This window comes from Virgibacillus kekensis (assembly GCF_042654125.1).
Lineage (GTDB): Bacteria > Bacillota > Bacilli > Bacillales > Amphibacillaceae > Lentibacillus > Lentibacillus kekensis.
Genome location: NZ_JBHSFU010000004.1, coordinates 1211473 through 1224556, shown reverse-complemented (window position 1 = coordinate 1224556; position 13084 = coordinate 1211473). Strand labels below are relative to the sequence as shown.

General features: G+C 43.1%; 13 protein-coding genes. All 13 read right to left on the bottom strand.

The window, feature by feature from the left end:
- Nucleotides 1-104 precede the first annotated feature (104 nt).
- The 13 genes from mfd to yabG all read right to left on the bottom strand — a co-directional run bounded on the left by mfd (nt 105) and on the right by yabG (nt 12539).
- The gene (gene mfd / locus ACFO3D_RS10085) at nt 105-3635 is read right to left on the bottom strand and encodes a transcription-repair coupling factor (RefSeq protein ID WP_390295401.1); all 3531 of its coding nucleotides are present in this window, start codon (nt 3633-3635) and stop codon (nt 105-107) included.
- A gap of 174 nt (nt 3636-3809) precedes the next feature.
- A complete protein-coding gene (locus tag ACFO3D_RS10080) occupies nt 3810-4040 on the bottom strand; it encodes an anti-sigma-F factor Fin (protein ID WP_390295399.1) in 231 nt (76 codons plus the stop codon).
- A 77-nt stretch (nt 4041-4117) separates the two neighbouring features.
- Nucleotides 4118-4678: an aminoacyl-tRNA hydrolase gene (pth, locus tag ACFO3D_RS10075; protein WP_390295397.1), complete on the bottom strand. Its 561-nt coding sequence runs from the start codon at nt 4676-4678 to the stop codon at nt 4118-4120.
- 137 nt (nt 4679-4815) lie between these two features.
- Nucleotides 4816-5463 (bottom strand): 50S ribosomal protein L25/general stress protein Ctc, encoded by a 648-nt coding sequence (locus ACFO3D_RS10070; protein ID WP_390295395.1) that lies wholly within the window; start codon nt 5461-5463, stop codon nt 4816-4818.
- 131 nt (nt 5464-5594) lie between these two features.
- Nucleotides 5595-6548, bottom strand: coding sequence for a ribose-phosphate diphosphokinase (locus ACFO3D_RS10065; protein ID WP_390295393.1), 954 nt, complete (start codon nt 6546-6548; stop codon nt 5595-5597).
- A 15-nt stretch (nt 6549-6563) separates the two neighbouring features.
- Nucleotides 6564-7940, bottom strand: a complete 1377-nt coding sequence (glmU, locus tag ACFO3D_RS10060) for a bifunctional UDP-N-acetylglucosamine diphosphorylase/glucosamine-1-phosphate N-acetyltransferase GlmU (protein WP_390295391.1) — start codon at nt 7938-7940, stop codon at nt 6564-6566.
- A gap of 171 nt (nt 7941-8111) precedes the next feature.
- Nucleotides 8112-8402 carry a septation regulator SpoVG gene (gene spoVG, locus ACFO3D_RS10055; protein ID WP_390295389.1) on the bottom strand — a complete coding sequence of 97 codons (291 nt, stop codon included), beginning with the start codon at nt 8400-8402 and terminating at the stop codon, nt 8112-8114.
- Between the two features lie 159 nt (nt 8403-8561).
- Nucleotides 8562-9374, bottom strand: a complete 813-nt coding sequence (gene purR, locus ACFO3D_RS10050) for a pur operon repressor (RefSeq protein ID WP_390295386.1) — start codon at nt 9372-9374, stop codon at nt 8562-8564.
- A 67-nt stretch (nt 9375-9441) separates the two neighbouring features.
- Entirely contained in the window at nt 9442-10299 is an 858-nt protein-coding gene (gene ispE / locus ACFO3D_RS10045; protein ID WP_390295384.1) for a 4-(cytidine 5'-diphospho)-2-C-methyl-D-erythritol kinase, read from the bottom strand.
- A gap of 194 nt (nt 10300-10493) precedes the next feature.
- Entirely contained in the window at nt 10494-10676 is a 183-nt protein-coding gene (locus tag ACFO3D_RS10040) for a small, acid-soluble spore protein, alpha/beta type (RefSeq protein WP_390295382.1), read from the bottom strand.
- Between the two features lie 89 nt (nt 10677-10765).
- Nucleotides 10766-11125, bottom strand: coding sequence for an SCP2 sterol-binding domain-containing protein (locus tag ACFO3D_RS10035; protein ID WP_390295380.1), 360 nt, complete (start codon nt 11123-11125; stop codon nt 10766-10768).
- Between the two features lie 57 nt (nt 11126-11182).
- Complete coding sequence (veg, locus tag ACFO3D_RS10030; protein ID WP_390295378.1) at nt 11183-11446, bottom strand: biofilm formation stimulator Veg; 264 nt, start codon at nt 11444-11446, stop codon at nt 11183-11185.
- Nucleotides 11447-11663: 217 nt separating this feature from the next.
- Entirely contained in the window at nt 11664-12539 is an 876-nt protein-coding gene (gene yabG / locus ACFO3D_RS10025; RefSeq protein ID WP_390295376.1) for a sporulation peptidase YabG, read from the bottom strand.
- Between the last annotated feature and the right edge of the window lie 545 nt (nt 12540-13084).

The window sequence follows — 13084 nt, the reverse complement described above, 5'->3', positions numbered from 1 at the left end:
AAAAAAACACCAGTTGTAACATTAGTATAAAACATCACCGTAGAACTATACATGACTATAGAAAAACTTGTCTTTTTATCACAAATGTGCAAAATTACATTGACTTAATCATCTTCCCGGTCTACTTCAGAGAGCCTTTTAGTAAAATCTTCGACTGTGTCGTACCTGTTATGCCGGGTATCGCGTGTCCACTTAAACATAACCTTTAATTTGTTGCCCTCGGTACCGAGTTGAACTTCACGGCCAAATGTATTGGCAAGTTCGAATAGCTTGGAACCATCAATTTTTTGGCTCCTTGCCTCGTCCACCAGCATCTCCATGTTATTTTTCCGTTCACTGATGGATTCAACCCGCTGCTGTTTGGCATGCCGTTTGAGTGAAGAGACAGTAAACAGGTTAGACACTTCTTCCGGATAGTCACCGAACCGGTCAATCAGTTCATCCCTCAGTTCTTCTATATCCTCGGAGGTTTCAATCGTCTGGAACTGTTTGTACATATCAATCTTCTGCTTCTCATCCTTAATGTATGAATCAGGAATATAAGCATCAATAGAAAGGTTCAGTTCGGGTTCGAATGCTTTTATTTCTGCTGGTTCTTTTCCATATTTACGGGCATCTATCGCGTCTTTCAGCATTTGTGAGTACATATCAAACCCGACGGAATCAATGAATCCGTGCTGTTGTGCTCCCAGCAGATTCCCTGCACCACGGATTGACAGGTCTCGCATTGCAATTTTAAATCCTGATCCAAGTTCAGTGAACTCCTTAATTGCCTGAAGCCGCTTTTCAGCCACCTCAGACAGCACCTTATCTTTTTTATAGGTGAAATAGGCATAAGCAACCCGGTTCGAGCGTCCAACACGTCCTCGTAACTGATAAAGCTGGCTAAGTCCCATCCGGTCAGCATCGTTCACAATCAACGTATTAACATTAGGAATATCGACACCAGTTTCTATGATTGTGGTGCTTACCAACACATCATACTCACCTTCCAGAAAGGCAAAAATCACATTCTCCAGTTCTGTTTCATTCATTTTTCCGTGCGCTACCGCTATTCGTGCATCATCAACAAGCATTCCCAAATCGCGGGCAACGCTGTCGATATTTTCAACTCGGTTATACAGGAAGAATACCTGGCCTCCTCGCGCCATCTCCCGTTCGATCGCTTCCCTGATAAACACCGGATTATATTCCATAACGTACGTCTGGATTGGAAAGCGGTTCTCAGGTGGTGTTTCGATAACTGACAAATCACGCACACCGAGCATGGACATATGCAAGGTTCTCGGTATCGGTGTAGCCGTTAGTGTCAGGACATCAACATTGGTCTTAAGCTGCTTGATTTTCTCTTTGTGTTTCACACCAAACCGCTGCTCTTCATCCACAACAAGCAAGCCAAGGTCTTTATACTCAACATCTTTTGACAACAGACGATGCGTGCCAATCACAATATCGACCAAGCCCTTCCGGAGGCCTTCAGTCGTCTCTTTCTGCTGCTTCTTTGTGCGGAATCGGCTTAATAGCCCAATATTTATCGCATGGTCTTGGAACCGCTCCCTTACAGTTTCGAAATGCTGCTGCGCCAGAATGGTTGTTGGAACTAGTATTGCAACCTGTTTCCCGTCAGCAATTGCTTTAAATGCAGCACGAATGGCAACCTCTGTCTTTCCATATCCAACATCACCACAAAGCAGCCGGTCCATTGGCCGAACCCGCTCCATATCCTGCTTGATTTCTTCAATGCAACGAAGCTGATCCTCTGTCTCCTGATATGGAAACGATGCCTCAAATTCCCGTTGCATCTCGGTATCCTCACTGAATGCATAGCCTTTCCTTGCCTCACGTTCGGCGTACAATTCGATTAGATCATCCGCAATATCCTCTACTGACGACTGAACTTTCCGTTTTACTTTGGTCCATTCGCTGCCGCCAAGTTTATAAAGTTTGGGTTCTTTTCCCTCGGAACCTACAAACTTCTGAACGAGATCAATCTGGTCAATCGGGACAAACAGCTTGTCATCGCCTGAGTATTTAATCAGCATATAATCCTTATGAAGATCATTAACCTCAAGCGTCTCTATGCCGAGATACTTCCCTATCCCATGACTTGCATGGACAACATAATCTCCTACTTTAAGTTCCTGATAGTTTTTAATACGTTCTGCGTTGGAAATCTTCTGCTTTTTACGAGGACGCTTTACCGTTTTCCGCTTAAACAGTTCATTTTCCGTAATCAATACCAGTTTATGCATCGGCAGCTCTGTACCGCTGCTTATGTTCCCGACCGCTATTGTCGGTTTGGAGACCGGGAGTTCAAGCTTATTTGCAACTGCTGAATCAATTTCATAATCCATAAATATAGAATGTATTTTCTCAGCTCGTTTGGAATCAGGCGCCAGCACTACCACCGAAAAGTCGCCCTTCTCCCAACGTTTCAGTTCATTCTTAAATAGGTGCATCTGTCCATGGAATTCCTGCATCGCGCGTGACGATAAGTTAATTATATTCTGTGGTTGTGTATTGGGAATATGACGAAGAAATACCGACATATAAAGCCGTGGCTGCTCCATGTTTTCCCATACTGTATGCCAGTCCAATGAAAACCGGCTGTCCCGGACCATTTTATTGGCCTCCAACAGACTACTGTACCATTCGCCTTCCTCAGTATCAAGGTTGGTGGCAGTTTCCATGATCCTGCTCATTTCATCCATAATAATCAGGCCGTCTGATGGTAGATAATCTAACAAACTAGCAGGATTTTCGTATAAAAATCCAATATACTTGTACATTTCCTGGAAGCGTTCCAGGTTTTTCAGTCGTTCGATGTCATGTTCAATTGCCTCAACAAGTGTTTCTTTTGCTTCAGGTTTGGCTATTTTTTTCAGTGAGGCTGACAGCGAAGTTTCCAGGCGCTGCGCTGCGCTAATCATGTCTTCTTCTTTTAAAAGAAGCTCGGTTGCAGGGCCAATGATAATTTCGGTTTCCTTACCAAGCGACCGCTGTGATTCCGCATCAAAAAAACGAATGGAATCTATCTCTTCATCAAACAGCTCAATTCTGACAGGGTGAGCTTCGGTTACCGGATAGATATCAATAATGCCACCCCGACGGCTGAATTCACCAGGGGATGTTACCATAGAAGCTCGTTCATAGCCCATATCAACCAAAAAAGAGAGATAGGTTTCCAGGTCGATATCTTCCCCTAATTTGAAATGCAGCTGATAATTTTTCCAATAATCGGTTGGTGGCAGGATTCGTTTTAATGCCGCAACAGGGGCAATTAAGATTCCCGACTCTTTCTTTGACCATTCCGATAATGCCTCAATCCGCTGGCTTCTGAGTTCCGGGCTGGCAATAGCAATCTCTGAAGCAATCAACTCATTTACCGGGTAAAGATATATATCATCACCGCCGATAAATTCTACAAGGTCATCATAGAGCTGCTGCGCTTGAACCAGCTGATGCGTTACTAGCAGCACCGGTTTATGTAGCGACTCGTTTATAACAGAAACAAGCAGACTTCTGGCTGAGCCTGATAATCCAGCAACAAGCTGTTCATTCAGTCCACCCGAAACTCCGCTTAAAATTGACTCTATATCTTCGTTCGCACGTAAATATTCGTTAATACCTTTCATCTTTCCCCCACCTGCTAACATACAAAAATGCCTTGGTTATACAACTGCCTGACAAATCGATTTCACCTGCAACAGCGAAACCTGCAGAAGGGCAAATGCCGTATACTGCAGGAAACTAATTGCATATTCAACTGCTCTTTAAAGGCTTGAGTATACCAAAGCTCTTTGTATATATTATTGTATAAAGTAATCCAGTTCATGATAGTGGGGATTGGTTCCAAGGGATTCCTCACAGTTTTCACAAATGGTCTGAATCTGAACGTCCCCATTACTTTGATAGTGAATCATTTCCTGTCTTTCTTCTGGTGATAATCTGTCCCATCCAAGCATGGACGTATCGACTACTTGCTGGTTCAGTTTCCCAATCTCATGGCCACAATGTCTGCATTTATAGACGATAGACAAACAAAAAACCTCCTCGGATAAACATGGGGTATATTAAAGTTTATCCGAAAAGCGCCTTTTTATACTCTATGCCTGTTCTATCTGTTAAATTCATTCATTACTTCCTGAAAAGGTTTTTTCAACCATGCTTCACAAGCATCTGCCGCTTTTTGAATGCTGGCGTCAACATCAGCGGCTTCTGCTTTCGGGAACTCGCCAAGCACATAATCTACGACCGGCTGCTGGGTTACAGGACGGCCAATACCAATTCGGATCCGTTTGAACTCTCTCGTACCAAGATGGTCGATTATAGAACGAATACCATTATGGCCGCCGTGACCGCCTTTTTGCCGTAGTCTTACCTTACCAGTTGGAAGGTCAAGATCATCATAAATGACCAGTACATCTTCCGGATCAATATCATAAAAATCAGTCAATGGTCGAACGGATTCGCCTGACAAATTCATGTATGTCTGCGGTTTTAAAAGTGCAATTTTATCTCCATCCATTGTTTCAATAGTGGACTTGCCATTGAATTTATCTTTTTTTAATTTCCAATTATTACGGGAAACTAGCTCATCTATTACCATAAATCCGATATTGTGGCGTGTTTTCTTATATTTTCGGCCTGGATTCCCTAATCCTGTAATACACTTCATTCGTCTTCTTCCTTTGTGGATCAGTTTCTAATTTCAGGAATTCCTGAATGAACGGTTGTCCCTGCTATATATTTTACTGTCTTTTCATACTTAATGAAAGCGAAACCCTCCTGGACAGGAGGGTTTCTTAAGTTAAGTTATTTGCTTTTTTCTTCTGACTGTTCATCGTCATCTTCAGCATCAACCAATTCAGGCTCCGCATTTTCATCTGGTGATTCTTCTACATCATCAAGTGTATCTGGTGGAACTACGGTTGCAACTGTTGTAGTTTCGTCTTCCAGATATTCATACTTATCCGACCGCGGCAGGTCAGCAATTGTTATACTATCGCCAATTTCAAGACTTGCAACATCAACCGCGATTTCTTCTGGAATCTCACCAGGCTTTGCACGTACCTGAAGGGCATATAGAGGGTGCTGCAGAACGCCGCCGTCCTTGGACCCTTGCGCTTCCCCTTCGAGACGAAGCGGTACTTCTACGTCAATCTCCTTGTCCATATTAACAATATAGAAATCTGCATGTACCAGTTCATCCTTAAGCGGGTCAATCTGATACTCATGAAGCATTACATCTACCGGGCTATCATTTTCGATATCCAGTGAAATAATGGCGTTTCTACCTTCGTCACGGACTGTTTTCACCAACTCAATGCTATTAACAGCAATAGATTTAGCTTCCTTGTCCTTACCATATACAACTGATGGTACATTTCCATTTTCTCTGTGTTGTTTCGTCGCTGATTTTGTTAAGTCATCTCTTCTTGTCGCTTTTAATTTAACTGCCATATTTATCCCTCCATTATTTGAAAACCCGGCAATAGCCAGGTCATGTGGCTAAGCTGTTACGTTAAAAACAAAGTTAATGTTGTACAAAATCCATACCTTTTCTATACCCGTATTTGCTACGTATTAAACACTTAATCAAATAGAATACTTACAGACTTCAGTTCATGTACACGGATAATTGCTTCACCGATCAGTGGAGCAACCGAAAGCTGTGAAATTTTTTGGTTGTATTTCTCTGCAGGAAGCGGAATTGAATTAGTCACAACAAGTTCTTTTATTTTAGAGTTTTCAATCCGCTCTAATGCTGGACCAGAAAGTACCGGATGCGTACAGCAGGCATAAACTTCTTTCGCCCCATTTTCAACCAGCGCATTTGCTGCAAGAGTAATAGTCCCTGCAGTATCAATTATATCATCAATCAGGATCGCTGTTTTGCCTTCTATGTTTCCGACAATATTCATTACTTCGGCAACATTTGGGCGTGGACGGCGTTTATCGATAATTCCGATCGGCGCTTTCAGACGGTCCGCCATCTTACGCGCCCGTGTAACCCCGCCATGGTCCGGAGATACAATGATCAAGTCGTCAAAATTCTTTGCTTCAAAGTGATCAGATAAAATTGGAACACCCTGTAGATGGTCAATCGGAACGTTAAAGAATCCCTGAATCTGCGGAGCGTGCAAATCTAGTGTGATAACACGATCAGCGCCGGCAGTTTCCAGAAGGTTTGCAATCAATTTAGCGGTGATTGGCTCCCTTGCGCGGGCTTTACGGTCCTGTCTGGCATAACCATAGTATGGCATAACGATGTTGATTGAGCGTGCAGAGGCACGTTTTAGGGCGTCGATCATAATCAACAATTCCATTGTATGCTGGTTTACCGGGGACGAGGTGGACTGTACCACATAAACGTCACTTCCCCGCACACTCTCCTCAATATTAATTTGGATTTCGCCATCACTGAATGCCGAAACCGTACACTTTCCCAATGTAGTTCCGATATGGTCAGCAATTTCTTCTGCCAGTTTCGGGTTTGAATTTAATGAAAATACCTTCAACGATGAATTATTGTAGCTAGATGCCATGACTTAGACCCTCCGTTAGTCCTTTTTTCTGTTCTTAATCTTTGATGCATAACCTTCTTTATTCGTCTGCCGTGCGCGGGCTACTGATAATGAATCCCCGGGCACATCTTTCGTTATAGTCGAGCCTGCTGCAACATAAGACCCCTTCCCAACAGTAACAGGCGCTATCAGGTTGGAATTACAGCCGATAAACGAATCATCCTCAATTTTGGTGAGATACTTATTCTTTCCATCATAGTTAACTGTAATCGTGCCGCAGCCAACATTGACATTCTCCCCAACATCGGCATCACCGATATAGCTGAGGTGTGATACCTTACTTTTATCTCCGATGACCGCTTTTTTAATCTCGACAAAGTTACCGATTTTTGCTTCATCACCGATATTAGCTTCGGGACGTATGTGTGCAAATGGTCCAATTTGCACACGGCTGCCTATTTGGCTGTTCCTTGCAACACTTTGCCGGATAACAGTAGCTTCACCTACTGAACAATCAACTATCTCTGTGTGCGGACCTATTTCTGCATCTGTTTTAATGACTGATTCACCTTTAATGATTGTCCCCGGGTGAATGAGCACGTCCTGCTCGATTCTAACATCTGGTCCAATATAGGTGTTGGTAGGGTCCAATATAGTTACCCCGTTCCGCATATGCTGTTCATTAATGCGTTTCTTGAGGGTCATCTCTGCTTGAGCTAGGGCAACCCGGTCGTTTACTCCTAGGGTTTCCTCAAAATCACCCGTTACTGATGCACTTATCTTTTCGCCCTTGTTGCGAAGAATTCCAATAACATCAGGCAAATAATATTCACCCTGTGCATTATCGTTAGATACCTGCTGCAGCGCCGAAAAGAGCGCTTTGTTATCAAAACAGTATGTACCAGTATTTATTTCCTCAACGAGCAACTCCGCCTCATTCGCATCTTTATGTTCCACAATTCGTTCAACTTCATTCTCTGCATTACGAATAACCCTACCGTATCCTGTAGGGTTAGGTGCTTTTGCTGTTAATATTGTAGCCTTGGCACCAGTTTTCTCATGATCTTCAAAAAGTGCCTGGTATGTTTCACCTTTAATTAGAGGAGTATCACCACATACCACAATTGTAGTCCCCTCTTTATCTTTCAGCAGTTCTTCTGCCTGTATAACGGCATGGCCGGTTCCAAGCTGTTCTTCCTGAATCACCAGCTTGCTTTGGTCGCCTATATGTTCGGCAACCTTTTCGGCGCCATGCCCGACAACCGTAACCATCTCATTCAACTGAACCGCCTTCAGCTGTTCCATAACATGCTGAACCATAGGCCGCCCAAGAACAGGATGGAGTACTTTATATAATTTTGATTTCATTCTGGTACCCTGCCCAGCAGCAAGAATGATTGCATAACGACTCATAGTGAAGAATCCTCCATTCTGATTATCCATTATGAATATATCTTAAAAAAGCGAGGAATTCAACAGATACACCTAATTTACACCATGGGCTGAACAGGCTTTTAAATTACATTTAGACAAAAAAAGAAGGCTAACCTGTTGCAGATTAGTCCTCTTGTTGAGATTGTGTTATTAGGAAGCCCCAGCTTCTTCATATTCCACTTCGGCTTCACCAGCACGATGATATTCCTCTAACACTGCATCCTGTATTTTAGAACGCGTATTGGAATTGATCGGATGCGCGATATCTCTGAATTCACCGTCCGGAGTACGCTTGGATGGCATAGCCACGAACAGTCCATTATTACCGTCAATGACACGGATATCATGCACCACAAATTCCTGGTCCAACGTAATGGATGCAATTGCTCGCATTCTTCCCTCTGTATTAACGCGGCGTAATCGTACGTCAGTTACTTCCATGATGTTTCACCACCTTTTCGCTTTTGCTTATTTACCATAATTCTACATTTCCATGAGAATTCCTGCTAATTTTTAAAAAAAATTTAAAAAATCCAGAAATAATTCCCCTTTTAAGCAAAAAATAAACCTCTCTGGTGGCAGAAAGGTTAGATTCAGTGCTTATTCTGTTATATTGCCGGGATTCACTTCAATGTTTCGCTGCTTTATATCAACATTGGTTATTTTTACCAATGAAGTATAATCTTCCACGACCCGCTCATCTTCTTCATCATCTGCTTCAGCAAGAACACCAATTGCTTTTACATTGGCGTTAAATTCTTCAAGTAGGCTTTTCATTCCATTGATTGTTCCGCCCGCTTTCATGAAATCATCGATAATACACACGTTGGCACCTTCCTGAAGACTTCGTTTGGGCAGTACCATTGTCTGGATTTTCCTTGAGGACCCAGAAACATAATTAATACTTACCGATGATCCTTCCGTAACTTTCGGATCCCGCCGGACAATTACAACCGGTACACTCAGCACACTTGCAACCGCATAGGCGAGCGGGATTCCTTTTGTCGCTACCGTTACCACCACATCAATTTCCAGGTCAGAGAACGCGGAAGCAAGGACACGTCCAATTTGCTTGACCATATGTGGATCGCCCAGGATATCACTCATATACAGATAGCCTCCTGGAAGGATGCGTGAAGAATCCTCAAGTGTATGGCATAACTCCTGAATAAAGTTTTCCCCTTTTTTTCTGGAGAAGTGCGGGATATATTTCACTCCACCTGCAGCGCCGGGAAGTGTTTCCAGGCTGCCGATTCCTTCTTCACGTAGTACGCGGTCAACTATCCCTAGATCTTCACTTATGGACGACTTGGCAGCATCGAATTTGGTTGTAAAGAATGGCAATGATGTATGAGTGCGTGGATTTTCAAGAAAGTAATTTGTTAATGCAACTAAACGATCGCTTCTTTTCATGATTCACCTCTAAAAACCGAATATTTATTATTAAATATAACACTAATATACGTATTTTATCAAGTAATCATCGGCGATCGATTGATTGTACAATATAAACCTCGTCACAAAACCCTCTTAAGCCGTTATAAATCCGTTTTGCTTTACTTAGATGTTCGACTAATCCCACTACGGTTGGCCCGCTTCCACTCATCAAGACACCAGTGGTACCAGCCTGGATCATCTTTTCTTTTAATCGCTGAACCTCTGGATATAGCGAGAATGTAACAGATTCCAGGGCATTGCCGATATTGGAGCAAAGTTTCTCGAAGTTCTTTTCCTCCATCGCCTGGATAACCTGTTCTGTTTTTGGGTGGGTTAAATCAGCTGTATTAACGTTCTGGAAGATTACTCGTGTAGTAATGCCTATATCTGGCTTGGCGAGGATTATATAGCACGGTGGCGGGGGTGCCAGCCGGTGCACCTTTTCTCCATGTCCAGTCCCCAGAGCTGTATTGCTGTAAATACAGAAAGGAACATCTGAACCAATCCCGGCACCGATATTAGCCAATTCATCAAGCGAAGCTCCCACAGACCACATTCGATTCAGACCACGCATTACAGCAGCCGCATCACTACTCCCACCCCCAAGCCCAGCAGAGACTGGGATGTTCTTTTCAATTTCAATCCGGACACCTTTGTTAATCCGGTATTTATTTTTAAAAGCAACCGCCGCTTTATAGGCAAGATTCCGTTCGTCGTTCGGCACATACTGGTTATCGGCAGAGACTTCAATCCTGTTGCCATCAAGAGGATAAAGCTCCACCCGGTCAGCCAGATCAACAGCTGTCATGATCATTTCCACCTCATGAAAGCCATCATCTCGTTTTCCCAGAACATCCAATGAAAGATTCACCTTTGCCGGCGCTCGTTCATACAAAACCATTTCCGTCACCCACTTTTTAAAACTATATCAAATTGTAACACAAAAATAAAAGCAGAGGCGAGACTAGAAAAGTAAAAGCACACTACTCACACCTGACAGGCTTAAGCACAGCTTTTAAGATAGGTTTTGGAACACATCGAGTCTCTGCTTAGGACCTCACAGATGTTGAGTAGCGATAAAAAAAGGCAAACCTGTTAAGGTCTGCCTCCATTTTGCATGCTCTGTTCAGCAATTTCGATCGCACGTTTCACCATGTTACCGGCATCTCTTGCCCTGATGCCTCCCCAGCCTTCCTGTTTCACCGTGTCGTAAAAGCCTAACTCCTTGGCAATTTCTTCTTTCAATTGGTCTGACATCATTCCACTACGTCTAGCCATGAAAGAACTCCCCTTTCTAATACGACACTCATAGTATGTGTCCATGGGGACCGTTTACACCCGTAATATGTATGCAGAAAAGGAAATATTTATCGTTCCGCGATTTGATACTGTGTTAGCATCTTTTCTAGCTTAAGTGCCAAACTAATATCACCATCAATTTTAATTTTACCTGTCATAAAAGCAGTAGTGCTGTTTAACTTTCCAAGCAGAAACTTTTTAAAATGTTTTTCCTTCATTTTCAGTATACAGTCAGTATCCTTCTGCCTCGTATAATGTACAGCAGCTGTACCATCACTGAATTCGAGCTGGTATGTTCCATCCTGTTCATCCGTCAGCCGAAACTCATAAACAGCATTCACTCCTTTATACGGCTCGCTGTTCTGCTCTAACCGCTGTTCAATCAATTTCCAGATTTCTGTTGGTGCCAAGTGCTCAATTGATTCCATTTCCAACCCCCCTGATGGTTTAAAATTGGGCAAAAATAAAAGCAGTAAACATGATGTCTACTGCTCTGCCATTGCTGCTCGTTCCCGCTCATCGAAACTTAATTCAACTGTTTCCGTCAAGACGTCTGCATAGCTGTATGAAACACGTTCGAATGCATTTTCGTCCTGATCCAACTCAACGATGAAAACAGACGGATAAGTTTCTGCTAAAACGCCGCAGCGTTCAATTGTCTTTCTTCTACCGCCGTTGGCTTTGAGTCTAAGCCGCTTTCCAATCTGACATTCAAGACCTTGCTTAATTTCTATTAATGTTTTAGCCACTACACTCCACCTCACTACTGTTATAATACCACAAGCTTGTTTATTCGTCAAATAAAACTTTATATTATAACAGTATATCTTTTTTAATGTCAACAAGTATTTTTGCTTTCCATCTATATTTTTTCAAAAAGTTGACAAATTATGTATTAAATTTTCAAAAATAAAACTGTAAAGTGACATGAGGAGCAAAAATAAAGCTGATATTGGTTCATCAGCTTTATTCTGTTGGCTCCTCATCGGTAGCAAAATAGGGCATTCCTGTACGGAGAAGACCACGGGTTTCCACCCCACCCATCCCCTTTTCACCTGTAAGGGTATTCCGTAATGCATCCCAGACGCTGACCTTCTCCATGAACGGAGTGTAGGCAACCTTCGCAGCAATATAGACAGGGTCCAACGCATGTATATTTATCCGGGTCGGTGAACTGGCAAAATTTGCTCCTGCCCTGATCAAGGACTCAAAATGTGATTGGCAGGCACCTGCAAAAATAATCATCTGATCGAGATTGGGTGCTTTTTTTCTGGCAGCCCGTACTGTTTCAGCAAAATATTTGGAATGACGATATGCACGCAAATCATTTTTCTGTCCTTTACTTTTGGAAAAGGCGTCATGGCCAGTGATCACCATAATATCCGGCTGAATTTTTTCTATTAGCGATTCTATTTCAAACGGCATATCTTTTTCATTCACGTGAACGCCATGAACCTGCAGACCCATCCTATTATAAAGGTCAATGCACTTCCGTAAGTATGTCCGGTCTCCATCAACATGGAGCACCTTTGCCGGCAGCTGAAAATAGCTTGCTGTATTTTGATAACCGTCACTAATGTAATATTCCCGTTTTTCTTTCATAAGCTGATAGTCCTGACGAAACAGGCGATAGGAGGATTCCAGTTGCTCCTTTTCTTTTTGCTTCCTCTGTTTAAGGTCCCGCTCCTCTACATGCACCAGGTCATTCAACGGTGCATCTGCCTCAAGCCTGACATCTTCCCCATAGAGAATCGCTTCCGAGCCTGAAACTGAAGCTATCCGAAACAATAGATCATGATTATGTGATTTCCGAGTAACCAGTTCACCTTTTGTAAAATCCATAAAGCCACCTCACAGCCTTCATTTGGTGAAAGCATTCCTGTCATAGACTATGAAGTTAGCTGCCCACCTGTGTCTGGACAAGAAAAAAAGCGGCAGAATTGACACAGAAACCATAAACTGCGACGTAACAGAGAAGCTTCGCTCCGGAAATACACTACGCTTTCCGCGGGCTCGCGCTGAGCCTCCTCGTTCGCCAAGAACGCTCACTGTGGGGTCTCAACGTCTTCGCTTTCCCGCAGGAGTCTTCGGGTATTTCCTTCGCTACCATGGTGGTGATTAGAGCGAAGGGCAGTCGACTCCTGAGGGTCACCGGCTAAAAACGGTCACGTCCTATGACCAACGCCGGTACTAAAACGTCCTGTTCGTCCAAGCAACAGCTGAAAATCCCGCAGGAAGTGGTCCTCCAAGGAAGTTGAAGCGTTTCCCTTGTAAAGCGACTGCCCGGAGCGGAAATCAATAAACTTTTATGTCGCACTTTATATCAATTATGAAGGGTAGAGTAATAAAGTTTGCGAAAAGAGTCTAAAAAAAAGCCATTGCTCATC

Coding starts and splice junctions, on each gene's coding strand:
- mfd (WP_390295401.1), bottom strand. CDS start 3,635: ATGAAAGGTATTAACGAATATTTACGTGCGAACGAAGATATAGAGTCA.
- pth (WP_390295397.1), bottom strand. CDS start 4,678: ATGAAGTGTATTACAGGATTAGGGAATCCAGGCCGAAAATATAAGAAA.
- ACFO3D_RS10070 (WP_390295395.1), bottom strand. CDS start 5,463: ATGGCAGTTAAATTAAAAGCGACAAGAAGAGATGACTTAACAAAATCA.
- ACFO3D_RS10065 (WP_390295393.1), bottom strand. CDS start 6,548: ATGGCATCTAGCTACAATAATTCATCGTTGAAGGTATTTTCATTAAAT.
- glmU (WP_390295391.1), bottom strand. CDS start 7,940: ATGAGTCGTTATGCAATCATTCTTGCTGCTGGGCAGGGTACCAGAATG.
- spoVG (WP_390295389.1), bottom strand. CDS start 8,402: ATGGAAGTAACTGACGTACGATTACGCCGCGTTAATACAGAGGGAAGA.
- purR (WP_390295386.1), bottom strand. CDS start 9,374: ATGAAAAGAAGCGATCGTTTAGTTGCATTAACAAATTACTTTCTTGAA.
- ispE (WP_390295384.1), bottom strand. CDS start 10,299: ATGGTTTTGTATGAACGAGCGCCGGCAAAGGTGAATCTTTCATTGGAT.
- ACFO3D_RS10040 (WP_390295382.1), bottom strand. CDS start 10,676: ATGGCTAGACGTAGTGGAATGATGTCAGACCAATTGAAAGAAGAAATT.
- ACFO3D_RS10035 (WP_390295380.1), bottom strand. CDS start 11,125: ATGGAATCAATTGAGCACTTGGCACCAACAGAAATCTGGAAATTGATT.
- yabG (WP_390295376.1), bottom strand. CDS start 12,539: ATGGATTTTACAAAAGGTGAACTGGTTACTCGGAAATCACATAATCAT.